Origin of the sequence: Rossellomorea sp. SC111 (genome assembly GCF_024733565.1) — a bacterium.
In the GTDB taxonomy this organism is placed as follows: Bacteria; Bacillota; Bacilli; order Bacillales; family Bacillaceae_B; genus Rossellomorea.
The window spans coordinates 145,496-169,844 of sequence record NZ_JANIOC010000007.1; the positions used below are offsets into that span (position 1 = coordinate 145,496).

The 24,349-nt window shown below is 46.4% G+C and carries 20 protein-coding genes; 13 read left to right on the plus strand and 7 right to left on the minus strand.

Going from position 1 to position 24,349, the window contains the following annotated elements; genetic code table 11:
• The first annotated feature begins 25 nt into the window (after nucleotides 1-25).
• From leuC to thrB, 6 genes are all read left to right on the plus strand, one after another.
• Nucleotides 26-1,441 carry a 3-isopropylmalate dehydratase large subunit gene (gene leuC / locus NQ095_RS11020; protein ID WP_258263515.1) on the plus strand — a complete coding sequence of 472 codons (1,416 nt, stop codon included), beginning with the start codon at nucleotides 26-28 and terminating at the stop codon, nucleotides 1,439-1,441.
• Between the two features lie 12 nt (nucleotides 1,442-1,453).
• A complete protein-coding gene (gene leuD, locus NQ095_RS11025; RefSeq protein WP_258263516.1) occupies nucleotides 1,454-2,059 on the plus strand; it encodes a 3-isopropylmalate dehydratase small subunit in 606 nt (201 codons plus the stop codon).
• Between the two features lie 26 nt (nucleotides 2,060-2,085).
• On the plus strand, nucleotides 2,086-3,042 hold the full coding sequence (gene ilvA, locus NQ095_RS11030; protein ID WP_258263517.1) for a threonine ammonia-lyase: 957 nt from the start codon (nucleotides 2,086-2,088) through the stop codon (nucleotides 3,040-3,042).
• Nucleotides 3,043-3,496: 454 nt separating this feature from the next.
• A complete protein-coding gene (locus tag NQ095_RS11035) occupies nucleotides 3,497-4,795 on the plus strand; it encodes a homoserine dehydrogenase (protein WP_258263518.1) in 1,299 nt (432 codons plus the stop codon).
• Nucleotides 4,792-5,853, plus strand: coding sequence for a threonine synthase (gene thrC / locus NQ095_RS11040; RefSeq protein WP_258263519.1), 1,062 nt, complete (start codon nucleotides 4,792-4,794; stop codon nucleotides 5,851-5,853). Before NQ095_RS11035 ends, thrC begins: the two co-directional genes overlap by 4 nt.
• Nucleotides 5,850-6,785 (plus strand): homoserine kinase, encoded by a 936-nt coding sequence (thrB, locus tag NQ095_RS11045; RefSeq protein WP_258263520.1) that lies wholly within the window; start codon nucleotides 5,850-5,852, stop codon nucleotides 6,783-6,785. The genes thrC and thrB overlap by 4 nt, the downstream gene beginning before the upstream one ends.
• Before the next feature lie 26 nt (nucleotides 6,786-6,811).
• Here the strand turns inward: thrB and NQ095_RS11050 are convergent, their stop codons facing one another.
• A complete protein-coding gene (locus tag NQ095_RS11050) occupies nucleotides 6,812-7,117 on the minus strand; it encodes an AbrB/MazE/SpoVT family DNA-binding domain-containing protein (protein ID WP_152968534.1) in 306 nt (101 codons plus the stop codon).
• Nucleotides 7,118-7,497: 380 nt separating this feature from the next.
• Here NQ095_RS11050 and NQ095_RS11055 point away from each other — a divergent pair, with 380 nt between their 5' ends.
• Both NQ095_RS11055 and NQ095_RS11060 read left to right on the plus strand, forming a co-directional pair.
• Complete coding sequence (locus NQ095_RS11055; protein ID WP_258263521.1) at nucleotides 7,498-8,796, plus strand: ATP-binding protein; 1,299 nt, start codon at nucleotides 7,498-7,500, stop codon at nucleotides 8,794-8,796.
• 40 nt (nucleotides 8,797-8,836) lie between these two features.
• Complete coding sequence (locus NQ095_RS11060; RefSeq protein WP_258263522.1) at nucleotides 8,837-9,970, plus strand: DEAD/DEAH box helicase; 1,134 nt, start codon at nucleotides 8,837-8,839, stop codon at nucleotides 9,968-9,970.
• 58 nt (nucleotides 9,971-10,028) lie between these two features.
• Here NQ095_RS11060 and NQ095_RS11065 read toward each other — a convergent pair whose 3' ends face one another.
• Entirely contained in the window at nucleotides 10,029-11,636 is a 1,608-nt protein-coding gene (locus tag NQ095_RS11065; protein ID WP_258263608.1) for an amidohydrolase, read from the minus strand.
• 155 nt (nucleotides 11,637-11,791) lie between these two features.
• On the opposite strand from NQ095_RS11065, the gene NQ095_RS11070 reads away from it, so the two are divergent.
• Nucleotides 11,792-12,337, plus strand: a complete 546-nt coding sequence (locus NQ095_RS11070) for a GNAT family N-acetyltransferase (protein ID WP_309137635.1) — start codon at nucleotides 11,792-11,794, stop codon at nucleotides 12,335-12,337.
• A gap of 919 nt (nucleotides 12,338-13,256) precedes the next feature.
• Here NQ095_RS11070 and NQ095_RS11075 read toward each other — a convergent pair.
• Nucleotides 13,257-13,490 carry a hypothetical protein gene (locus tag NQ095_RS11075; RefSeq protein WP_258263524.1) on the minus strand — a complete coding sequence of 78 codons (234 nt, stop codon included), beginning with the start codon at nucleotides 13,488-13,490 and terminating at the stop codon, nucleotides 13,257-13,259.
• 258 nt (nucleotides 13,491-13,748) lie between these two features.
• On the opposite strand from NQ095_RS11075, the gene NQ095_RS11080 reads away from it, so the two are divergent.
• Complete coding sequence (locus tag NQ095_RS11080) at nucleotides 13,749-15,998, plus strand: UvrD-helicase domain-containing protein (protein ID WP_309137636.1); 2,250 nt, start codon at nucleotides 13,749-13,751, stop codon at nucleotides 15,996-15,998.
• A 75-nt stretch (nucleotides 15,999-16,073) separates the two neighbouring features.
• On the opposite strand, the gene NQ095_RS11085 is transcribed toward NQ095_RS11080, so the two are convergent.
• The 3 genes from NQ095_RS11085 to kynU form a co-directional block, all read right to left on the minus strand.
• A complete protein-coding gene (locus NQ095_RS11085; RefSeq protein WP_258263525.1) occupies nucleotides 16,074-16,211 on the minus strand; it encodes a hypothetical protein in 138 nt (45 codons plus the stop codon).
• A 115-nt stretch (nucleotides 16,212-16,326) separates the two neighbouring features.
• A complete protein-coding gene (gene kynB / locus NQ095_RS11090; protein WP_258263527.1) occupies nucleotides 16,327-16,950 on the minus strand; it encodes an arylformamidase in 624 nt (207 codons plus the stop codon).
• A 21-nt stretch (nucleotides 16,951-16,971) separates the two neighbouring features.
• The gene (gene kynU, locus NQ095_RS11095) at nucleotides 16,972-18,249 is read right to left on the minus strand and encodes a kynureninase (protein WP_258263528.1); all 1,278 of its coding nucleotides are present in this window, start codon (nucleotides 18,247-18,249) and stop codon (nucleotides 16,972-16,974) included.
• 221 nt (nucleotides 18,250-18,470) lie between these two features.
• Here kynU and NQ095_RS11100 point away from each other — a divergent pair, with 221 nt between their 5' ends.
• The 3 genes from NQ095_RS11100 (at nucleotide 18,471) to NQ095_RS11110 (ending at nucleotide 23,170) form a co-directional block, all read left to right on the plus strand.
• Nucleotides 18,471-19,850 (plus strand): sigma-54 interaction domain-containing protein, encoded by a 1,380-nt coding sequence (locus NQ095_RS11100; protein ID WP_258263530.1) that lies wholly within the window; start codon nucleotides 18,471-18,473, stop codon nucleotides 19,848-19,850.
• A gap of 74 nt (nucleotides 19,851-19,924) precedes the next feature.
• Nucleotides 19,925-21,310 carry a YjiH family protein gene (locus NQ095_RS11105; RefSeq protein ID WP_258263531.1) on the plus strand — a complete coding sequence of 462 codons (1,386 nt, stop codon included), beginning with the start codon at nucleotides 19,925-19,927 and terminating at the stop codon, nucleotides 21,308-21,310.
• Nucleotides 21,311-21,847: 537 nt separating this feature from the next.
• Nucleotides 21,848-23,170, plus strand: a complete 1,323-nt coding sequence (locus NQ095_RS11110; protein ID WP_258263533.1) for an aspartate aminotransferase family protein — start codon at nucleotides 21,848-21,850, stop codon at nucleotides 23,168-23,170.
• Between the two features lie 41 nt (nucleotides 23,171-23,211).
• Here NQ095_RS11110 and NQ095_RS11115 read toward each other — a convergent pair whose 3' ends face one another.
• Entirely contained in the window at nucleotides 23,212-24,063 is an 852-nt protein-coding gene (locus NQ095_RS11115; protein ID WP_258263534.1) for a MurR/RpiR family transcriptional regulator, read from the minus strand.
• Between the last annotated feature and the right edge of the window lie 286 nt (nucleotides 24,064-24,349).

Here is a 24,349-nt window from a genome sequence, read left to right on the forward strand (position 1 = left end):
ATCTTACCAAACCAGGAGGGAGTTCATGGCAGGGAAAAATATAATCGAAAAAATATGGGAAAAACACATCGTACACAGGGAAAAGGGCAAGCCGGATTTATTGTATATCGATCTTCACCTTGTACATGAAGTAACGTCCCCCCAGGCATTCGAGGGGCTGCGCCTGAAAGATCGCAAGCTGCGGAGACCGGACCTGACGTACGCGACCATGGACCACAACGTTCCGACAAGAGAGCGTCACATTGTCAGGGATGAGATCGCCAAACTGCAAATGGAAACGTTGAAGAAAAACTGTGAAGAATTCGGCGTCGCCCTTGCCGACATCCATCATCCCGATCAAGGAATCGTCCACGTCATCGGTCCTGAACTGGGTCTGACCCAACCAGGGAAAACGATCGTGTGCGGAGACAGCCATACTTCAACCCATGGAGCGTTCGGAGCACTCGCTTTTGGGATCGGGACGAGTGAAGTGGAGCATGTACTGGCGACCCAGACACTCTGGCAATCGAAGCCCCGGACCCTTCAAGTCGAAGTGTCCGGGGAACTTGGATTCGGTGTCACGGCAAAAGACGTGATCCTGAACATCATTTCCACCTATGGAGTAGGATTTGGAACCGGATATGTCATCGAATTCACGGGAGACGTGATTCGCAAGCTGTCCATGGAAGAAAGAATGACCGTCTGTAATATGAGCATTGAAGCAGGTGCGAAAGCCGGATTGATCAGTCCCGACGAAACGACCTTTGACTATTTAGAGGGCCGGGAATACCTTCCTAAGAACAAATCGTTCCAACAGTGCAAGGAAGAGTGGAAATCCCTTACAAGCGATCGTGACGCCACCTATGATCATAGAATCGAGGTGAGGGGTGAAGAAATCGAACCTCATGTGACATGGGGGACGAACCCGGGGATGGGTGCCGGGATTTCAAGGTCCGTCCCTCACCCGGATGAGTACGGGGACCCTTCTGAAAGGGAAGGGGTGGAGCGGGCGCTTCATTATATGGGGCTTGACGCCGGAATGAGAATCGAGGATATCGAGGTTGATTATGTATTTATCGGTTCTTGTACGAATTCACGGTTGAGTGACCTGAGAGCGGCGGCTGAAGTGGTGAAAGGACATACGGTTAAGCATGGCGTCACCGCTTTGGTTGTGCCCGGCTCGTTTAAAGTGAAGAAAAAGGCAGAAGAGGAAGGCTTGGATACGATCTTTAAAGAAGCTGGTTTTGAATGGAGGGAAGCGGGCTGCAGCATGTGTCTGGCCATGAATGACGACATCGTTCCACCCGGTAAACGCTGTGCATCGACTTCCAACCGGAACTTTGAGGGCAGGCAGGGGAATGGTTCAAGAACACATTTATTGAGTCCTTCCATGGCAGCAGCGGCTGCCGTGACCGGAAAATTGACTGACGTCCGTAAGCTTGAAAAAATGCCGATTTCATAGGAGGTGAAAAGGGTGGCAATCAATCATGTGGAAGCAAGTGTATTTCCTCTCAGGAGAGACAACGTAGACACGGATCAAATCATACCGAAACAATTTTTGAAAAGGATCGAGCGTAAAGGCTTCGGTCAGTACCTATTTTACCATTGGCGGTTTGAAGACGACGGGAAGACCCTGAGACATGACTTCTTATTGGATACCCCAAAATACCGGGAATCTGAGATTCTTCTCGGCGGAAAGAATTTCGGATGCGGGTCTTCTCGGGAACATGCGCCATGGGCCCTTCAGGACTATGGATTTCAGGTGATCATCGCGAAGAGCTTCGCGGACATTTTTTATAATAATTGTTTAAAGAATGGAATCCTGCCGATTCAGTTGGATGATAAAACAGTCGATGCCCTCATGAAGAATGAGAGTCAAGTGGATTTATATAAAATTGAAGTGTCCCTTGAGCACCAGACTATCTGTGATTCTGAGGGGCTGCGTGTCTCCTTTGACATTGATCCTTATTGGAAAACGATGCTTCTGAAAGGTCTGGATGAAATCGATTTAACTTTGCATTACGGTAAAGATATCAAAAACTACGAAAAAAAATATGAGGTGAGTGACTTGGGAATTTAATGGATAACACTGAAGTGGTAGAAGCAATGGAAAGAATCAGTCATCAGGTGCATCGAACACCGTTAAAGCAATCGTCAACGCTGAATGCGTTCACTGGTGGAGAGATCTATTTGAAAATGGAGAACCTGCAGCGGACAGGTTCCTTCAAAGTAAGGGGCGCCATGAATAAAATCATGTCATTGTCTGAAGAAGAAGCGGGGAGGGGCATCATTGCTGCGTCTGCAGGAAATCATGCCCAAGGAGTGGCACTGTCTGCTTCTAAGCGCGGGGTCCCTTCAAAAATCTTCATGCCAAAGCGGACGCCTTCTACTAAAGTTGCAGCAACGAAACATTACGGAGCTGAAATCGTTTTGACAGGAGACACCTATCAGGAAGCCTACGGGGCAGCGCTTGAGGAGAAAATCAAAAAAGGCTCGACGTATGTTCATGCATTTGATGACCATAAAGTGATGGCTGGACAAGGGACAGTCGCACTGGAAATGCTTCAACAGCTCAGTGATTTAGACATGATTCTCGTCCCCGTCGGTGGAGGCGGTCTGCTGGCAGGGATGGCACTGGCCGTGAAAGCCTTTAATCCCCGCGTGCAAATTGTTGGTGTGCAGGCACTGGGGGCGCCGGCAACGTATAACTTTTTTACAGGAAGCAATAAAGGTTCACTTGAGCATGTTCATACCATTGCAGACGGGATTCTCGTCAAGAAGCCGGGAGAGCTTACGTTTCCGATCATCCGGAAGTATGTGGACGATATGGTCACCGTGACCGATGAAGAAATCTCCTATAGCATCATGTTCATGCTTCAACGGGAGAAAACCCTGGTCGAAGGAGCGGGAGCCGCATCCTTGGCGGCGGCCATGTGTCAAAAAGTCAAGGTACAGGGTAAGAAGGTGGGCTGCGTCATCAGTGGCGGGAACGCCGATCCGAGTAAGATCCCTGTTTATCGCGATTTGTCCAAAATGGCCAGACAGCTGCATCATATTGTGTAAAGATGGGACGGCTCTTAACTGCGTGAGTAGTTGGGAGCGGTCCTCTGTTTTTAGCAATTTGATACGGGTTTCGGTCATTTTCCTATAAATGGCAAATGGCGCAATTATTGAGAAAATAACGCAATAAACATAATCATGACGCAATTATCTACAAGTTGGGATAGGAAGCGCCGCAACAACAGGAGAAGGTGCCGCAATAACAGACAAAAGCCACACATCAACCCGAAAAAAGATCAACAAATCATAGGTGATCCTTGAAAAGTACAAATCCAGCATAAATTATTCGTGGAGATAACTAGAATGATCCAGAACCATCACAATCATTTAAACTTGTAAGCTCTTACATTCAGAAAATACGCAAAAACCTATTGTAATAGGAAATTTTTTCAACTATAATGTCCACTATACAAATACAAATGTACACCAGAAATAAACAAATGGAGGTTTTCGGCTTATGGAATCAATTTCAATCGGACTTTTAGGACTCGGAACGGTGGGAGCCGGAGTGGTGAAGATAGTAGAGAATCATCAGGATAAATTGTCTCATCAAATTGGCTGCCCGGTGACGGTGAAAAAAGCCCTCGTTCAGGATTTAGAGAAAGACAGGGGACTGGATATCGAAAACAGCATATTGACCTTAAATCCTGAGGAAGTCCTGTTTGACCCTGAAATTGATATTGTGGTCGAGGTCATGGGTGGAATCGAAGCAACGAAGGAACATCTCCTGCATGCTTTAAACGAGGGTAAGCATGTCGTAACGGCAAACAAAGATCTCATGGCGCTCCATGGACCTGAATTATTAAGGGCGGCCTCCGAAAATGGCTGTGACTTATTCTATGAAGCCAGCGTCGCGGGAGGCATCCCGATCTTAAGAAGTTTAGTAGACGGCCTGGCCTCCGATCGCATCACCAAAATGATGGGAATCGTCAACGGGACGACGAACTTCATTCTGACAAAGATGACGAAAGAGGGACGGACCTTCGATGATGTCCTTAAGGAAGCGCAGGACCTCGGCTATGCAGAAGCGGATCCGACGGCAGATGTCGGTGGATTGGATGCGGCGAGGAAAATGGCGATCTTGTCCACACTGGGATTCTCCATGAATGTGGACCTGGCAGATGTGAAGGTAAAAGGCATCACGGAAGTAACGGGTGATGACATTGAATATGCAGGACAGTTCGGCTACACGATGAAACTCATCGGGTACGCCCATCGGGAAGGGGAGAAGGTCGAGGTAAGCGTGGAGCCGACACTTCTACAAAATGAACATCCCCTCGCATCCGTACACGATGAATATAACGCCGTGTACGTTTACGGCGAGGCGGTGGGAGAAACGATGTTTTACGGTCCTGGGGCGGGAAGTCTCCCGACGGCGACTGCTGTTGTATCGGATATGGTGGGAATCATGAAGAATATGAGACTGGGTGTGAACGGGAAGAGTGCCGTGAACCCCCAGTACCCGAAGAAACTGAAAGAACCTGATGAAATTCATTCGAAATATTTCCTGCGGCTGCATGTTCAGGACGAAGTGGGCGTTCTGGCCAAACTGACGTCCATCTTCTCGGATCACGGAGTAGGTTTCGAGAAAATACTTCAGAATCCCCTGGACAGTGATGAGTTTGCTGAAATCGTCCTTGTGACTTATAAGGCATCCCTGGAGCATTACGAAGATATCTTAATGGAGCTGAAGGATTATAAAGCGGTTCATTCGATCGAAAGCTCATACCGCGTAGAAGGAGGAGAAAAAGGATGAGATGGAAAGGGCTACTGGAACAATACGGAGAACATCTTCCATTAAATGCAGATACTCCCCTTTTAAGTTTGAATGAAGGAAACACTCCATTGATCGAGCTGAAGTCGTTGTCCGAGGAATGGGGCATCGAATTATATGCAAAGGTGGAAGGGGCGAACCCGACAGGTTCCTTTAAGGACCGGGGGATGGTCCTTGCCGTTGCGAAAGCGGTGGAGTCCGGCAGCTCGACGGTCATTTGCGCTTCGACAGGCAATACTTCTGCATCAGCTGCAGCTTATGCAGCAAGGGCGGGAATCAAATGCATCGTCGTCATTCCGGAGGGGAAAATCGCTCAAGGGAAATTGGCTCAAGCCGTCATGTACGGGGCCGAGATCATTTCAATCGAAGGGAATTTCGATGAGGCCCTCGAGATTGTTCGGGAGTTGAGTGAAACGGAATCCGTCACACTTGTGAATTCGGTGAATCCATATCGACTGGAAGGACAGAAAACGGCGGCTTTCGAGGTTATAGAAGGATTGGGGGAAGCCCCAGATGTGCTTGCGATACCTGTTGGGAATGCAGGGAATATTTCAGCATATTGGAAAGGATTCAAGGAATATTCTGACCGCAGCGCTTCAACGCTTCCACGGATGTTCGGCTTTGAAGCATCGGGGGCAGCGGCTCTCGTCCATGACCGCATATTTCCCCAGCCCGAAACGATTGCCACTGCCATCCGTATCGGGAACCCGGCAAGCTGGACATTGGCCGTCGACGCGCTGAGGGAATCAAACGGACATATAGATGAAGTGACGGATGAAGAAATCCTGGAAGCCTATCAACTTATGGCAAGGAAAGAAGGGATCTTTGCAGAACCGGCTTCATGTGCTTCCATCGCAGGGATTAAGAAGTCATTGGAAAAAGGGCTGCTTGAACAAGGGTCGAAGGTAGTCGCCGTATTGACGGGGAATGGCTTGAAAGATCCGGTTACAGCCATGGAGTGCAGCCCGGTGACGCCTGCTAAGCTGCCAAACGATCGTGAAATGGTGAAGGATTATATCAAGGGAACGATCGGGGTATGAAGGCCAGGGAACAGCGCTCTTGGAAAATCGTCGTCCCAGGAAGCACAGCTAATCTAGGGGCCGGATTTGATTCCCTTGGTTTAGCTTTGAATGTCTTCCTAACCGTTGAGGCACATGAAGCAGACGACTGGGGGGTGACTCCTTTGTCAGCGGCCCTGGAGGTTTTTCCGACTGATGAGTCGCATTTCATCATTGAAGTCGTCAAGGAAGTGGCGGATGAATATGGAAAGAAGCCTGTTCCGTGTCACTTGTACGTATCAAGTGATATCCCTTTGACGAGGGGACTCGGATCCAGTGCAGCGGCCGTCGTGGCAGGAGTCGAGCTCGCCAATGTATTATGCGGTCTCAACTTGACCCAGGAAACGAAACTGGTGCTTGCCAATCGTTTTGAAGGTCATCCCGATAACGTAGGGGCATCGCTCTACGGAGGGTTTGTCGTCAGTTGTCAGCATGAAAAGGGTGTTAACCTGATAACGGTACCTGACCTTCCGATTGATGTGGTATGTGTCATCCCGAAAGCAGAGCTGAAAACATCGGATTCGAGAAATGTCCTTCCGTCCACACTATCGTTTTCAGAATCTGTGGGGGCCGGAGCGATATCGAATGTATTAGTGGCGGCGTTCCTGACTGGTGATTGGGAAATGGTCGGGAAAATGATGAGGCGGGATCGTTATCATCAGCCTCACCGGAGAAAGCTTCTTCCCCATTACGATGCTGTTGAAAAAGTGGCGGATCGATTCGGTGCTTTCGGCGTCGCTTTAAGCGGGGCCGGCCCAACGGTTGCCTGCTTTGTGGAGCGGGAAGCAAGTGAATGGCTCTTCCGCCAGCTCGAACAATCATTCCCGACCATGGACGTCCGCAAACTATCCATCTCCCAAACGGGAAGCAGCATCACCACCCAACAACCAAAGGTCCGTCCCTCATCGCTTTAAAGCGGAGAGGGACGGACCTCGTTTTATTATTTTTCCCTTGTGATCATAAAACAGTTGTCTTTTTCGTTGATGTGCAGGCAGTAGGAGGATGGATACGTCATGCCCATTTCTTCCCGCAGTTCTTTCGGGATGTGGACCGTTCCTTTTTCTGAGATGTAGCGTTTGTTATGGGTTGAGTCCCGCGTGGCCTGCTTAATATAGAGGCAATTGTTTTGATAGACGAGCTCTGCAAGTTTTCCCGGCAGCAGTCCAAACTTTTCCCTCCATTTATGGGGTAGGGTGATTGTACCGCTTTTACTGAAAGGTTTGCTCCCATACATCATACTTAACATTCGCATCACCTGCCTTCACTATCATATTGTTCTCTTTTTACCTTCCCTTAGAAAAATAAACACCAATTTGAAAAATTAGGAAAAAGGACAGGGTTTCTTTGGGGGGAATAGGGAGAATAGATGGATGAAAAGGATATAGTCAGCAGTGTGAACGGGTGGAGGCGCCTCATGGATGTAAAAGATCCTCTGAAATCCGTGGTTCATCTTATTATTTATTCTCTTCATACAGGCTGCCTATGTTATTATTATGTGTGTTGTAAAAGTAAATGGAACAGATGAAGATACTCTCATATTTCTGTCTTATGAGTATTTTTGATAAATGGATAAGAACTGAGAAACCATAGGGGAAAGACTATTGGAATTTAGGTGAACTTCACATCATGAAACAAGCTAAAGATATTGCCTTGAAAATATCCGTCACCTATGTATTGTTAGGCGCATTATGGATTGTGTTGTCAGATTATGTTTCCATGATCATCGCACATGAAAAGCTTAGTATGTATATTTATTTTCAGCGCTATAAGGGCTGGTTATTTACGTTTGTAACAGGTATCATCATTTTTTTCCTCATTTACCGAAGGACAAATGAGCTGATTCTCTCCAACGAGAAACTGTCGAAAAAGGAGAAGCAGCTCCAAATAAGGAATCAGCATTATCATTCCCTGTTCGAACAAAATCCCGATGCCGTCTTAGAGCTGAGCCTGGATGGGCATGTTGTATCCGTGAACGCCGAAGCTGAGGGGCTACTTGAATTCACCCATGATGAGTTGAAGGAAGTGAAATTCAGTAAATTCTTGGATGAAGAAGAAATGAAGCGGGTGACAGACTACTTTTTCGCTACATTCAAAGGGCTCGCATCTACCTTTGAAACGAAGATCCATATCGGCGATAATAAAGGAAAGATCCTCAGGTGCTCCCTCGTTCCGATTATCATTAATCGAGAGGTGACAGGAATGTTCGCAATCGCAAGGGATATCACACTGAATCGGGAAAACGAAGAAATGGTGGTCGCATCTGAGAAACTTTCCGTTATTGGTCAGTTAGCAGCGGCCGTTGCCCATGAAATTCGCAACCCCCTCACATCTCTCAAGGGGTTTATCCAACTTATGCAAACGACCAATACCATCAACCACGATCATTTGGACATAATGCTCTCTGAAGTGGATCGAATCGATTTGATTTCAGGTGAGATGCTGATTCTTGGAAAACAACAAGAAACCCATTTCAGTCATGAAAGACTTGACGATATCCTCCAACAGGTCCTCGTCCTGATGGAAGCACAGGCAAATCTTGATAATGTGTCCATGATATATGAGAACCTGTCTGAGAAACCTTTGTATGTATTAGGTGAGTCAAATCAGCTTAAACAGGTTTTCATCAATATCATAAAAAATGCCGTGGAAGCCATTCCCGCATCCAGGGATGGGAAGGTCTCAATCACGTTGGAAGAGAAAGGGACAAACGCCCAGGTAATCGTGAAGGATAATGGAGTCGGCATGGAGCCTGGCAGAATCGAACATCTGGGAGAGCCGTTTTACTCGACGAAAGAAAAAGGTACTGGCCTGGGACTTGCCGTATGCAAAAAAATCATCCAGCGCCATAAAGGACATATACACTTTCAAAGTGATATAGAAAAAGGAACGGCAGTGGAAATCAGCTTACCCACCTGCGGAAGATGAGGAGCCTTCTGCCTTTGCCGATTAAGAAAGGACGAAACGAATGAATTCAATCTCAAGCATCATCCATTCACCAATACTACAGAAAAACTGGGAAGAATCAGGGTTTACTGCATTCACTCCCGTACAGGAAAAAGTCGTGCCCCTTATCATGGAAGGGAAAGATGTCGTATGTGAATCACCAACGGGGACCGGGAAAACCCTGGCTTATTTACTCCCGATCATCCAGGCCATCGATCCATCAAGAAAACAGGCACAGGCAGTAATACTTGCACCATCAAGAGAACTGGTTATGCAGATCCACCAGGAAATCCAGAAATGGGCTAAGGGGACGGACATTACGAGTGCTGCCTTCATCGGTGGGGCGAACGTTAAGAAACAAGTCGAGAAGCTGAAGAAAAAGCCTCATATTGTAGTCGGAACAACAGGTCGCCTGATCGAACTGATGAAAATGAAAAAACTGAAGATGCATGAAGTGAAAACCATCGTCGTCGATGAGTTTGACTTAATGATTTCATCAGAACATATCCGGGAAGTGAAGGATATCATCAAATCAACCTTGAAAGAGCGTCAGGTGCTTTTCTTCTCTGCCACTTTATCAGATGAAACGGAACAAGTAGCCGACTCTCTCTTACAGAATCATGAAATTGTCAAAATGGAAGCCAACCTCGATAATCCGAAAGTGGATCATGTCTTTGTGTATAGTGAACTGCGGGATAAGGTGGAAGCCCTCAGGAGTATCTCTTATTTCAAAGGGATCAAGGCACTTGTATTCTTTAATCAACTGGAGAGACTCTCTGAAATGGAAGAGAAACTTAAATATAAGGGAGTCGAGCTCGAGGTACTCGCAGGAGAATCGAACAAGATGGAGCGCAAGCAATCCTTGGACCGCTTCCGCTCAGGTAAGGTGTCCATGCTTCTGACCACCGATGTCGCGGCACGGGGCCTCGATATCACGGATGTCACACACGTGATTCATTTCGATTTCCCGAGCGACACGAAGCAGTACATTCACCGTTCAGGAAGAACCGGCCGCATGGGTGCGGAAGGAACCGTCATCTGCCTCGTGTCCAAGCGTGAACTGAGCTTCCTTGAAAAACTGAGCAAAGAACTCAACCTCCCATTCAAGGAAAAAACCATCCGCGGCGGCGGACTGCAAGAACCGGAAACAAAATAAAAATAGAGGTCCGTCCCCGGATGTGAGGGACGGACCTCTATTTATTTTTAAGCTGCAGCTATTTTTTATACGTAATCCTGCCGTCCATCATTGTCATCCACACAGTCGTCTCAAGGAGTTCCTCCACATCAACTTCGAATGGATTCCGGTCTAAAACGGCTAAATCAGCTTTCTTTCCGACTTCAATCGTTCCTAAATCATGTTCCCTGAAATTTCCGTAAGCAGGGGATTTCGTGTAATGAATCAGGGCATGCGCCAACGAAATTTTCTCCTGAGGATTCCATCCTCCTTTAGGAGAACCGTCTTCATGTTTCCTGGTGACTGCCCTGTAAAGGCCGAGCATCGGATTCAAGTCCACAATCGGAAAGTCCGTTCCGAACGAAATGGATGCGCCATGCTTCTGCAATGAAGCGATCGGCCACGTATAGCGTGCCCGCTCCATCCCGAGTCTGTCCAGATAAGCATGGGAATCCATCGAACCGGACGTGAGATGCTCCGGCTGGATGGATGCAATGACTCCGAGTTCCCGGAATCGCTCGAAATCATGTGGGTCGCACACTTCAATATGTTCGATTGTATGCCTCGAGTCCCGGACCCCATTGATTTTCTGCGCATGCTCATACACATCCAGACCCAAACGGACGGCTGCATCCCCGCAAGCGTGAAGGCGAATCCGGAACCCTTCCCGGTCCGCATCCTCGATCCATTTTTGATACACATGTGGTTCATATATGGTCCCGCCTTTTTCAGCGGGCCGGTCAGTGTATGGCTGAAGCAAATAACCGGTATACGTCAGGGGGACCCCATCCAGGAACTGCTTCAAACCTGAAAACCGAAGCTTATCCGACTGATAGGCCTCCCTATAATATCTACCACGCTCGAGATCACCATCCAGCACGTCCAGGAAGTGAATGCGTGTCGTCAATTCCCCTTTTTCTTCAAATTCCCGATAAAACCCGGGATCTCCCAATGTATAACCGGGAAGAGGCAGCATGTCACCAACAGAAGTGATTCCGTAGGATGCCGTCTTCTTCAGCATTCCGTTCATCAATCTGTCCTTTACTTTCTTCTCAAATGTAAAAACTTCCGCCACATACTTTACTGCCGTCTCATATAAAAATCCGGTTGGTTCACCGTTGGCATCTTTTTCAATCTTTCCGAAAGGAGGTTCGGGAGTATCACTGTGGATCCCCAATTTCTCGAGGGCAGCAGTATTCAGCCATGCGCTATGTGCTTCTTCGTTGAGCAGCACAACGGGGCGGTGGGGCAGGTGTCGATCCAATGAATGGCGAGTGGGAAGAGTCTGGTCCGGCCAGCGAACATGATGCCATCCGAATCCAAGTATCCACTCCTCATCGGGATGTTCCTGGGCATATTCCGCCACCATTCTCGCTGTCATTTCCTCGGTATATCCGAAAGTCAGTTGACAAAACCCTTCAAACATCGCTCCTAAAAACCAATGCAGATGAAAGTCATGGAACCCTGCCGTCACCAGCCGGTTTCCGGCATCCTTGATGTCCGTAGAGGGTCCTATGAAACTCTCCATCTCCGAACGGGAACCAACCCCGATGATCACATCATCTTTTACTGCAACGAAGCCGTCGATTGGAGAAGTCGCATTCCCGGTGAATAGGGCTGTACTTACCAGTAGTTTATCCGCTTTCATCACAATCCCCATCCTTTTTCATCTAATACATCGATTGTAACCAGATGAAGGAAAGAACACAATCGGCGATTTTATAAAAAATTTCTCTTTCAAGAAGGCATTGGAAAATCCCGTGTTGAATACTTAAGGAGAACAAGAAGCAAAGGAGAATGAAAATGTTGACACGAACTTTTCCGGCACTTGAAACAGAAAGATTTCGCTTACGGCAGATGAAAGAAGGGGATGCTCCCCGTGTTTTTGATTATTTCTCAAAAGATGAAGTCACCAGATATTATGATTTGGACACATTTCAAGAGGAAAAACAGGCAGTAGAGATCATCGAGAAGTGGAACGAAAGGTTTCATATAAATGAAGGGATCCGGTGGGGGATTGCCCTGAAAGGATCCGGCGAGATCATTGGAAGCTGCGGGTTTCATCAATGGGAAAAAGAACATTTTAAAGCCGAGGTGGGGTTTGAGGTGCATCCATCCTATTGGAGACAAGGGGTTCTCACAGAAGTATTACAGCCGATCCTGAGATACGGCTTTGAAGAAATGAATCTTAATCGGATTGAAGCGTATTACGATCCTGAAAATGTGGCATCGAAGAATAGTCTTGAAAAAGCCGGCTTTACGTTTGAAGGCATATTGAGAAAAGCGGCATTTGAAAAAGGCGCTTTTTGCGATGCAGCTGTTTGCTCTTTATTAAAAGAAGAATATTGACCACAAATTTAAGACGCTGCTTATGCCTATACCACATAAACAGCGCCTTAACTTAAGTAAACCTTATTCAATTAACTTTCCTATCCTTTCTTACTAATACACATACGTAACATTCATTTAACATTAAATTAATGGTCTTGCATGGTTTATTAGTTTATTTTCATTTGCCGCTGATTTCCCCACACGCCCACATGTTACGAAGATAGTTTTCACGGGCTATCTTCTTGCGTACCATGATGTTAGCATGCTTCGCTTACACTCTTCATTGGAATCATCTCCTGAATTAAGATTGCGCATTCCCGCATATCCACACATCTTGAAATCAGTTTTCACGGGCCGATCTCAAAAGCGAGATGTGATGCTGACATGCTTTGCTAACTCATTTCATTGGAATCACGCCTTCCTTTAAAGATTGTTTTGTAAATCATTTATTAATTATATATTAACAAATTATAAAATTAATGCAAATGTTCAGAATAATCAATATAGTGCGATTTTGGGTGATTTTTGAATTGAAATGGGCGGTTATCTTACTTTATCTTAATTTTTCTTGTTTTTTTAAAAGATCTTTGGTGTAGTAGCTTCGGAAATCGGATTCAAAAAAACGGAGACCGTTCCTTTCCGCTGCAGGTGCTCGCTTTCCGCGGGGCGTGAGTTGAGCCTCCTCGGGCTTCAAGTGGTGTCCTACCCTTGTCCAGCTCCGGCGGCTAGCCCTTCGAGGTCATAAGCTAAATGGTCCAAGAAGGCAAAAACGCCTTCTTAGGCCCATTCATCTTATGCTTGTCGGGGCTGAGCAAGCCGCCTCCGCTTATCGTTGTTTCCCCGCAGGAGTCGAGCACCTTCCGCTACATTCCACTCTGTGCATCTCATTGAATATCACTTATAAGGCATGGATAATCCAAACACTTAATTCTAGCATTTAATCCAATCTCCTCTTAAGGTAATTCTCCTCCAGATCCATTTCCCTATTCACCAGCAATTCCATTTGCTCTAGATGATGGGTTTCGACCACGGGGTCAAGGTGGGACCAGTGGATTTTGTTTATGAAATAGTAGTTTCTGATTTTTCTTAGGATGACAAGGGAGTGGGGGAAGTGGTCAAATTCTGCTTTTATGCTGTTGAAGCGGGTAAAGCCCCATTTTGTTAGTTTCATTGTTTATCACCTAGTGTTCTATTACCTTTTCTTTCAATCTATTAATCCTTGTGAAGCATATTGGATTTAAACAAACGTTTGATTAGTGTTTCAAAACATTTATTCTACTAGGGTTGGGGGGATTAAACAATCGTTTAACAGTATTTTCTTATCCAGTGGTCTATACCTTTCGACCTGAGATTGTCATTGCTATTCACGAAGGGCTCTTGTTATGATGAGAAGGTTATGAATCGTAAAGAAAAGCTAGGAGAATGAGCTTTGAATAAGGTATTATCCAACTATTCCATTTACCCATATGAAGCAGATAAGAAAGAGATCCCCATGGCACCGCTCCATAAGGGAGAGACTACGAAGCAGCTGATATCCTCCCGTGATGAGGATGCTTTTTTCTTTCGGACGATGGAGGAAGCGGGCATTCATCTGAATGCGGCACAGATTGAAGCAGTCCGTCATGTGCAAGGGCCATGCTTGACCCTTGCAGGGGCGGGAACGGGAAAGACGACAGTTCTTGTCTGCCGTGCAGGCTACTTGATGGCAGTGAAAAATATTCAGCCAAGAAATATTTTGCTTGTCACATTCACGAAGAAAGCCTCTGAAGAAATGAAGCAGCGGATTGCAAGGCTTCCGGGAGCTGAGCATGGTGGACAGGTTCATGCCAGCACGTTTCATGCCCTTTTCCTCTATTTACTCAGATCCCGTCATTACACACAGGAAGTGATCGGGAACGAGCGCTATAAACAAATCATTTTGAAGCAGATCCAGAGAGAAATGAATATTTATGATCCGTATGACGCCGAGACGCTCCTTGCCAAGCTTTCTCATTATAAGCTGAATCAGAAAGATATACGGGAGCTCCCTGAGAAGTCGAAGTCAGAAAAAGAAGTGCGAAGCATCCTCATAAAATATGAAGAGTGGAAGCGTATGAATCACAAGATGGATTTTGATGATATTTTGACAGAGGCGTATCAACTATTATTAGGGAACCCGAATCTGCTGACTTCGCTTCAGCACCGTTTCCAGTATGTGATGGTCGATGAATTCCAGGATACGAATCTGGTCCAATATGAACTGATCAAATTGATTGCGGCTCATCGGAATTTGTTCGTGGTCGGGGATGATGATCAAACGATTTACACTTTTAACGGCGCCCGGAACGAATTCATTTTGGATTTTGATGAGGAGTTTCCCGATGCCAAAGTCGTGACCCTGAAAGAAAACTACCGGTCAGACGCCTATATCATCGGACTCGGGAATGAAGTCATCGGGCGGAATGATCACCGGCGGAAGAAAGAGCTGCTTGCCACAAAAGTGGAGGGACAGAAGCCTCTTTATTCAAGACCCGCTACAGCCGATGAAGAAGCCGTCTGGATCACAGAAGAGATTCATAGATTACTGGATGAAGGCTATGGTTATGGGGATATGACGATTCTCCACCGTACGATGAGCAGTGGACGTGCCGTCTTCGAGCAGCTCCTGTTAAAGGAGATTCCCTTCACACCATACAATCAAAAGGATTCCCTTTTCTATGATAACTGGACCGTGAAACCCGTGGTGGATTACTTGCGATTATCGATCGTCCCAAGAAATTTCTCAGCCATGGAATCGCTGCTGCCCACCCTTTTTATCCGAAGGGACCGGGGAATGGCTCACATCCTGGAAGAAGAACAGAAAGAGCGGAAGAAATATCCCCTCATTCACTTAACGACTCTATCCGGTTTGAAGCCTTTCCAGGTGAAGAATGTGAAAGAACGGATGAAGTTCCTGAAGGAGATCGGTGACCAGTCACCGGAAAGTGCCATCAAACGCATCCGGAAGGAATTCTATCACCAGTACATCGATGCCCAGGAATCTCACGTGGTGACTGAACAGAAGGAGCTCATTAAAGAAATGCTGGATGAGCTTGAAGGCTCGGCAAAGCGCTTTGATACGATTTCAAGCTTCATTACCTTTATTGATGAGATGAAAGCGAAGTATGAGGAAATCTATTCGAATCAAAGAGGGAACAAAGACACAAACAGTGTTTCCCTCATGACGATCCACCGCTCAAAGGGCCTTGAGTTCCCCGTCGTGTTTTTAATCGGGGCCATCGAAGGGAATCTTCCCCACAGTTCTGCCCTTAATGCCAATAAGCTCGAGGATAAGGTGTATAAGGACCCGGACCAGAAGGAGAAGACGACAGGTGCAGTGGAGGAAGAGAGGCGCCTTGCTTATGTAGCCATCACGAGGGCAAAAGAGAAATTATTCATTTCTTCCCCTGCTTATTATCAAGGCGAACAGCGGAAGAGCTCGCGTTTTATTTCGGACTTATTCAAACAGACACCAAACGCTGAGCCGAAACCTTCTAAAAAGCCGAGAAGTGGAAAGGTGAGTAAGATTCTTGCCTGGGTGTGCACAAATGCAAAGTGCATTGCCTGGCAGAGGCCGGAAACCCATGAAGATACCGAATCCAAAATTTGTCCCCTTTGTTCAAGCCCGATGAAACTGGGAGAAAAGGAAATTATAGAATAAAAAAGCCCCAGCGTCCTGAAATTGACAGGAGGCCGGGGCTTTTTTTGAGGTTTGTCGCGTCAATAAACGGATCCGTCACTGCGAAAAATGATCATCCCGCGAATCAACCTTCTTCGAATCTTTCGAATCCAAAGCCTGTCTTAAAAAATAAATAAGAATACCCATGATCATTCCGAGTATCACGATAAAACCGATGGTGATGGTAATTCCCATTAGCCCCACTCCTTTTTTCTGACTCTTTCATGTATATGATTCTATACGTCTACTATCAGTCTATGAAAAAGGAGTGGGGATATATTCGACCCGAAGGACAAAAAGGTTCGCGATTTTACGTTCGGTCAATCAAAACGGCACGAACCGGGGAACCATCCCCTTCTTTAAGAGGGAGGGGGAGGGCTATCAGTTCGTATATCCCAGGGGTTACATGGGTAAGGTCGATCCCTTCCAGAATTCCGATGTCGTGTTCACGCAAAGAGTGATGGGCCTCCAATTCCTTGCTGTCCAAAGGATCAACAGAGGGAAGATCCACCCCGATCAGATCAATGCCCTTTTCCTTTAAAAAAAGAGCAAGTTCCTTCGTGATAGGGGGAATCTGCCCGGGGAAGCGATTTGGATCACTCCAGGCATTGGTTTTAAACAGAACTTTTTTGACATCAGTAAAGTCGATTTCCCTTAATCGGTCAGGACTGATTTCCGGCGTATCCTCCAACGAAACCACGATGGCCGGTCCCATAAAACGTTCTGGGGACATATCGAGTACCCTTTGCCCGTCACTGTCGAAGTGGAAGGGAGCATCCACATGGGTGCCGGTATGGGAGCTCATGGTCAGCTGTCCGACATTGACGGATCCGGTTTCTTCCTTTGTCCAATTCAAGGAGAAGGAAAAAGGCGTGTCTCCCGGCCAAACAGGCGTTTCATTATGCAGGGGTCTTGAAATATCGATCATTTTCATGATTGCCTCTTCCTTTCCGTGTTAAGCGATAACATTCCGTGTATTTTCAAACTGCTTGTATTCTTCTTTTTCCATGATGTTCTTCAAGATGTGTATCGTTTCCCAGACATCTTCGTACGACGAGTAAAAAGCCACCGGTGCCAGCCGGATCACATTCGGTGCCCGGAAGTCAGGTGTCACCCTATTTGCTTTCAAGGCTTTGCAGATTCTTGCCGCTTCTTCATGCTGCAGACTGATATGTCCCCCCCGACGATCATCTTCAAGGGGATTACAGATGGTAAATCCAAATCCGTTAAGCTCCTGTTGGAATACATCCATCATGAACCTTGTAAGAGATAGGGATTTCTGTCTCAGATTCTCCATCCCGGCTTCTTCAAATAACTGCAGGGAGCCGAGGAGGGGTGCGCTACTCAAAATATGGGGGGTTCCGATTTGGAATGCGCCGGCAGAATCGGCATGAGAGAGCGTATGATCCATATCAAACTGCGCATCTTTCCGGGAACTGAACCAGCCGGAAAGACCGGGCTTTTTCCCCCTGTGCCGTTTGTGAACGAACAATCCCCCGACACCGCCCGGTCCGCTGTTTAAGTATTTGTAATTGCACCATACCGCAAAGTCCACCCCGTCTTCGTGGAGCTGATGAGGAAGGGCCCCGATCGAATGAGCGAGGTCAAATCCGATGACAATATCACGTTTATGGGCTTCCTCCGTCAAGCGTTTGATATCCAGCAGCTGCCCGCTTCTGTAAAGGACGGAAGGTAATAGGATAAGGGCGATCTCATCGGTCATCTGAAGAATGATGTCTTCCTCACGCAGGGTGTACCCATCCCTGCTTTTCACCTGGACCAAATGTTCATCAGGGGAATACCCCTTTAATTCCAGCTGACTTTGAACCGCGTAAATATCCGACGGGAAAGTCAGTTCATCTGCCAGAATCTTCGTTCGCTTTTCGTGAGGTTGATAGAATGTGGCCAGTAACTGATGAAGATTCGTCGTGATCGAACCCGTGACAATGACTTCTTCCTTTTCCGCACCCACTAAAGGAGCCGTCATTTCTCCAAGCTTTTCAGAATAATAGAACCACGGCTCCTGCCCGTCCATCCAGCCGTCGATGCCATGCTCCTTCCAATCATTCAATGAGGTCAAAAGCGACTCCTCGGCTCGCTTCGAGAGTAGCCCCAAGGAGTTCCCGTCCATATAATAATGATTTTCCTTTATGTAGAATTCCTTTCGGAAATGGGCAAGCGTATCCTGTTTATCCATCTCTTTAGCGTGTTCCAACGTTAATGTATATGTCATCCCTAGCCCTCCTTTAACAGTCTTACCAAAATGATAATCGAAATGGTTTGAATAGTAAAATAATTGTTTTTGTAAGAGGATAGAATTTATACATATTTAAATAAATTATTCAAAAATGTATAAAAAATCAAAATAGTCTGGTATAAATGGATTAATATAAATAAATTCAGTGGAATTATTCATAATTGAATATTCCAAGTAAGAGGAAGGGAGTGTCCGTGGTGACTGAGACGAAAAAAAGTTGGAATGAAAACGAAGCCATTCTTCACTCATTGCAGGACGATATTTTAGTAACGAATACAGACGGGATCATTTTGAAAGTCAGTGAGGCGACTGGTGGCATTTATAACGTGAAATCAGAGGATATGGTAGGGAAATCCGTCTATGATCTTGAGAGAGAGGGAATCTTCACCCCAATTTTGACTCCATTGGTTTTAAAGGAAAAAAAGAAAATTACGCTGGTTCAGACAAGTAAAGAAGGGAAAAAGCTTCTTGTTACAGGGATTCCGGTTTTTCATGAAAATGGAGAGCTTGTGCGGGTCGTCAGCTATTCACATGACGTAACGGAATTATTGAATATGAAGAAATACTTAGAGGACATGGAAGATGAGATGGAAAGGGTGAAAAGCGAACTTGAAATTCTCAGGAGCCGCCACTATTATTCGGAAGGGATCATTGCCACAAGTGATGAGATGAAGAGGGTTCTCCAGATTGCCCTTCAAGTCGCAGAAGTGGATGTGAATGTTCTGTTGCTGGGGGAATCCGGTGTCGGCAAGTCCCATATTGCGAAATTCATCCATAATAAAAGCCAAAGAAAAGGGGGACCTTTCATTGAGGTTAATTGCGGTGCGATACCGGAATCCTTATTTGAAGCTGAGTTCTTCGGTTATGAACCCGGCTCGTTCACAGGGGCAGATCGCAAGGGAAAGGTAGGGTTGGCTGAACTTGCAGAAGGCGGGACTCTTTTTCTCGATGAAATCGGGGAGCTGTCACAACCTAATCAAGTGAAAATTTTAAAATTCATCCAAGAGAAACAATTTTACCGGGTAGGCGGTACGAAGCAAAGGAAGGTGGACTTTCGGGTTTTGGCAGCGACGAACAGGGATTTGGAGATGGCCGTTGAGAACAGGGAATTCAGGCAGGATTTATTCTTTCGTCTGAATGTCGTTCCCATCACCATCCCGCCTTTAAGGGAGCGGACATCGGATATTATAACGATGATCGATTATTTTGTGAGCTATTTTTGTGAAAAATATCAGCGCCGGAGGACCTTGGATGAAGGGGTCATCCATCAGCTTCTCATTCAGGAATGGAAAGGGAATGTCAGGGAGTTGATGAACCTGATCGAAAGGCTGATTGTCACATCCTCCAGGCAGATCATTGAGATGGAGAACCTTCCGGGTCGATACATAAAGCAGAGTGGTGATCTTTCAGCGTTTGACCGTGAAGGACAATCACTGAAAGACATTCTTGAAGCGGTTGAAGAGCAGGTGCTGAAGAAAGCGAGGCATCAGTATAAAACGACGACTGTCATGGCACAAAATCTTGGGATCAGTCAGCCTTCGGTAGTCAGAAAAATGAAAAAATACAGCATTGAATGAAAGATTGGCATGATACTTGCAGGTTCTTAAGTGAATAGAAGGATAAATGAATCATTTCAAAGGGGTGTTTGACAATGGAGGTTGGGAAACAAAATGTCAGTCAGTTACAAACCGGGTCCGGGAGATCAGCAAGGGAAGCAATGAAGTTTATCATTCCTTCCATAATAGGAGTATTGCTGTTTTTGGTTCCTGTGACATACGAAGGGAACATGACCATCGGTGTCGGGATTTTTGCTTCTTATTTTCAGGGGTTGTTAGAAGGAGTATTGCCATTATTCATGACGATCATTTTTGGAATATCTGCTCTCATGGCCATTTATACGAAACTTCTTCAACCTAAGTGGATCGTCTCACAACCATTTCTAAAAGGGCTTTTTGATGTAGGTGCGTTCTGGATCGCCATCCGTGTAATCGGATCAGTCTTTGCCATCATGACCGTAAACGGAATCGGTCCTGAATGGATCATATCCGACTATACAGGCGGGACGGTTCTGTATTCCTTAGTCCCTGTTTTGACCACATGGTTTTTGTTTGCAGGTTTACTGATGCCCCTTTTATTAGATTTTGGACTGATGGATTTCTTCGGGACTCTGCTGCAAAAGATCATGAAGCCTTTATTCCAGCTGCCGGGACGTTCTTCCATTGATGCTCTGGCTTCCTGGATGGGGAGTGGGACGGTCGGGGTCCTCATTACAACGAAACAATTTGAAGAGGGCTACTACACAAAACGGGAAGCTGCGGTCATTGCAACCAACTTCTCTGTTGCTTCCATCGCTTTCAGTCTCGTGATCGTCAGTTTCATAGGTTTGGAATCCATGTTTGCGCAACTATACGGAACGGTCGTCATCGCCGGGATCGCAGCAGCGGTGATTTGCCCGCGCATCCCGCCTCTTTCCCGTAAAAAAGATACGTATTATGAGCCGGTCGGCATGCAAATCTCTGAAACGGTTCCTGAAAATGTTTCCCGCCTTCAATGGGGTTTCGAAAAAGCTGTGGAAAAAGCCTCTGAAGTGAAAAGCGTCGGTGAAGTGACGAAAAAAGGATTGCAAAACGTATTTGATATCTGGTTCGGACTCATTCCACTCGTCATGGCCCTTGGAACACTTGCTTTAGTCGTGGCAGAGTATACCCCGGTGTTTGATGTGCTTGCTTACCCGGTCGTACCTCTCCTTGAGTTATTACAAATCCCGCAGGCTGCCGATGCTGCCCCTGCAATGATCGTCGGGTTTGCCGATATGTTCCTCCCTGCAGTGGTGGGAAGCGGGATCGAAAGCGAGTTAACGAGATTTGTGATCGCGGCCATGTCTTTGACTCAACTAATCTACATGTCTGAAATCGGGATCCTATTAATCAAGTCCAAAATTCCCATCAGCTTCCTGGATCTCTTTATCATCTTCATCCAAAGAACCATCATCACATTACCAATCGTCGCATTACTGGCTCACTTTTTCTTTATGTAAAACCTTGAGGATTTAGACAATAGGCTCTTTTTCTATACATTGTTGCTTTTGACCAAGCGAGTTGTGGTTGATTTCCGTTCCAAGTGCTCGCTTTCCGCGGGGCGTGAGTTGAGCCTCCTCGGGCGCTGGCCTGCGGGGTTTCAACTTTCCCGCGTTTCCCGCAGGAGTCGAGCACCTTCCACTCCAATCAACTGGCTATGAAGATGTCATCACTAGTATAGAAACACCACCTTGTAAAAATTGGTATTTCTTGATTTGAGGTCTATTACATAAATAAACAGTGTCTCGAGTGTCTTTAACCATATACCTCTGTCACGCTAAACTTGTTTAAAAGGTGAGGGGAACTGCGTAGACTCCTGCGGAAAACGGGCGTGCCGAAACCCCGGAAGCGAATTGTGCTGAGGAGGCTTGGCCGATCGCTAGCTGCAAGCAAAGCAGTAAGTACATACTGATTGACAGAGCATGGAAATCAAAGTCTTTGTAAAAATACAACAATTTATGAAAAGAGACATACAAAAAGAACATGGGGGTACTGAAATGGAACGAACGTTTGAAGAGCTTATTGAGAGGATGCCGGATCGTCTGGCACCGAGTATGGCCAAGGATCATCCCAATTTACCGGTAGTGAAGGAAGAGGGGTGCTACTACTACGGACTGGACGGAAGGAAGTATCTTGATTTTACCTCTGGCATCGCCGTAACGAATGTGGGGCATCGTCATCCGAAAATCGTACAGGCGATCAAGGATGCAGCGGACGGTCTGATGCACGGTCCTTCAGGCGTCATCATGTATGAATCGATCCTTCGCCTGGCTGATGAACTGGCAGAGATCCTTCCAGGTGACCTTGATAGTTTCTTCTTTGCCAACAGCGGTACGGAAGCCATCGAGGGGGCGATCAAGCTTGCTAAATATGTAACGAAGCGCCCTTATGTCATATCCTTTACAGGGTGTTTTCATGGGCGATCCCTGGGGGCACTCAGTGTCACGACTTCGAAGAGTAAGTATCGGAAGTTCATGCAGCCTTCGGGTTTGGCGTATCAGATTCCGTATGCGAATGAACGGGAGTGTCCGGAGGGAGAGGATTCAGCCCGGTATGTTGTCAGCAAACTTGAAAAGGATTTTGAAGCACTTTTCAATCACCAGGTCACCCCGGAAGAGGTGGCGTGTGTCATTTTAGAACCGGTGTTGGGGGAAGGGGGATATATCGTCCCTCCGAAGGCATGGCTTAAGAAGGTAAGGGAGATTTGTGACCGGCATGATATATTACTGATTTTCGATGAAGTCCAAACGGGTTTCGGACGTACGGGTAATTGGTTTGCGGCACAAACCTTCGATGTGACGCCGGATATCATGGCGATCGCGAAAGGTATTGCGTCGGGTCTTCCCCTGAGCGCAACGGTGGCATCCAATAAACTGATGAAACAGTGGCCGCTTGGAAGCCATGGGACGACATTCGGCGGGAACCCGATCGCATGCTCTGTCGGTCTTGCCACCCTGGAAGTCATGAAGGAGGAAAGACTCCTTGATAATACGAAGACGATGGGTGCATATGCCGTTTCGAGGCTCGAGAAGTTGAAAGAAAAACATCCTGTGATCGGAAGCATCCGGGCAGTGGGATTGATGATCGGGATTGAAATCGTCCATCCAAAGACCAGTAAACCGAATTCTGGAGGCTTGATGGACATCCTTGACCGGGCGCTTGAAAAAGGGGTTTTATTTTATCTATGTGGAAATCATTCCGAAGTGATCCGCATGATTCCACCCCTTACGGTTACAAAAGAGCAGATTGACGCCGGTCTTCACATGCTGGATGAAGCGGTGACGGAATATGAAGCGTCGTTGATGAGTCATCTGGATTAAAATAAAAAAGGCTGGTCAGTTCAGAACTGATCAGCCTTTTTTTACAGCCTTTTAACCGAAATGGCCTTCCTCATCTTCCGGAGGGCATCTTGTCCTTCCGTTTCCCTCCTCATCATTAAGTTCACATAGAGGGCATCAATCAATGTTAACTGAGCAATGCGTGATGACAAAGCTTCTGAACGGTAGTCGGTTTCCTCGGAAACGGTGAAGAGGGGTGTGTCGACCCTCTGGCTTAATGGGGACTTGGCGAAATTGGTGATGCAGATGGTCTTGGCCCCGGTTTCTTTCACTATGTCGAGAAGTTGGAGTATATCCTTTGTGGATCCTGAGTGGGATATGAAAACAGCGCAATCGTCACTCGTCATCTGGGAAGCGGTCATAAGCTGAATATGACTGTCACTTGCCGCATGCACACGCAGGCCGGTCCGGATGAATTTATGGTAGGCATCAAGGGCGATGACACCGGACCCGCCGCTTCCAAAGAACTCGATGGAACGGGCGGTGCTCATCATGTCCACGGCTTTCATCAGCCTCTTTTCATCCACCACCATCAAAGTGTCTTCAATGGTTTTGATATTGGACCTGAATACTTTTGTGGCGATCGTTTGTGCCGTGTCACCTTCATCGATGCGTTCGTGAATGTCCTTAAGTCCAGTCACGATTTCTGAGGCAAGAGCAATTTTCATCGCCTGATAGCCTTTGAAGCCGATTCGTTTACAAAAGCGGAAAACGGTAGAATCGGCCACTCCTAAATCTTCTGCCAGACCATTGATCGTTGAATGGATGATCTCGTTCGGGTTTTCAAGTATATAGTCGGCAATTTTTTTCTCGGTCACACTGAATTGAGGATAGTGTGAACGGATGCTTGCTAAACAATGTTGATGTTGACTCATAGACACCTCTCCTGTAAGGGTTTTCATATTGATAGTATACAAGAATAATAGAAAAAATAAAAATAATTTCTGTAAACGGTTGCAAAAAGAAAAATATTTTTTATAATAGAGATAGACAGAAAATAATTTTCCTGATTATTTGTTCGTTCGAAAAGGCTGTTCTCTTATTGAATTAAGAGAGTAATAGTTACATAAAGTGTTTTGCAAACGCTTTACGAGTCCCTTGGGAACAAAGAAGCTGGATCATTTGGTATAAAAAATTGGCAGCAGGGCTGCCGTGAGGGAA

Bases quoted from the DNA above. Each gene is read 5' to 3' on its own strand.
- leuC (WP_258263515.1), top strand. From the start codon at position 26: ATGGCAGGGAAAAATATAATCGAAAAAATATGGGAAAAACACATCGTA.
- ilvA (WP_258263517.1), top strand. From the start codon at position 2,086: ATGGAAAGAATCAGTCATCAGGTGCATCGAACACCGTTAAAGCAATCG.
- NQ095_RS11035 (WP_258263518.1), top strand. From the start codon at position 3,497: ATGGAATCAATTTCAATCGGACTTTTAGGACTCGGAACGGTGGGAGCC.
- thrC (WP_258263519.1), top strand. From the start codon at position 4,792: ATGAGATGGAAAGGGCTACTGGAACAATACGGAGAACATCTTCCATTA.
- thrB (WP_258263520.1), top strand. From the start codon at position 5,850: ATGAAGGCCAGGGAACAGCGCTCTTGGAAAATCGTCGTCCCAGGAAGC.
- NQ095_RS11050 (WP_152968534.1), bottom strand. From the start codon at position 7,117: ATGTTAAGTATGATGTATGGGAGCAAACCTTTCAGTAAAAGCGGTACA.
- NQ095_RS11055 (WP_258263521.1), top strand. From the start codon at position 7,498: ATGAAACAAGCTAAAGATATTGCCTTGAAAATATCCGTCACCTATGTA.
- NQ095_RS11060 (WP_258263522.1), top strand. From the start codon at position 8,837: ATGAATTCAATCTCAAGCATCATCCATTCACCAATACTACAGAAAAAC.
- NQ095_RS11065 (WP_258263608.1), bottom strand. From the start codon at position 11,636: ATGAAAGCGGATAAACTACTGGTAAGTACAGCCCTATTCACCGGGAAT.
- NQ095_RS11070 (WP_309137635.1), top strand. From the start codon at position 11,792: ATGTTGACACGAACTTTTCCGGCACTTGAAACAGAAAGATTTCGCTTA.
- NQ095_RS11075 (WP_258263524.1), bottom strand. From the start codon at position 13,490: ATGAAACTAACAAAATGGGGCTTTACCCGCTTCAACAGCATAAAAGCA.
- NQ095_RS11085 (WP_258263525.1), bottom strand. From the start codon at position 16,211: ATGGGAATTACCATCACCATCGGTTTTATCGTGATACTCGGAATGATC.
- kynB (WP_258263527.1), bottom strand. From the start codon at position 16,950: ATGAAAATGATCGATATTTCAAGACCCCTGCATAATGAAACGCCTGTT.
- kynU (WP_258263528.1), bottom strand. From the start codon at position 18,249: ATGACATATACATTAACGTTGGAACACGCTAAAGAGATGGATAAACAG.
- NQ095_RS11105 (WP_258263531.1), top strand. From the start codon at position 19,925: ATGGAGGTTGGGAAACAAAATGTCAGTCAGTTACAAACCGGGTCCGGG.
- NQ095_RS11110 (WP_258263533.1), top strand. From the start codon at position 21,848: ATGGAACGAACGTTTGAAGAGCTTATTGAGAGGATGCCGGATCGTCTG.
- NQ095_RS11115 (WP_258263534.1), bottom strand. From the start codon at position 24,063: ATGAGTCAACATCAACATTGTTTAGCAAGCATCCGTTCACACTATCCT.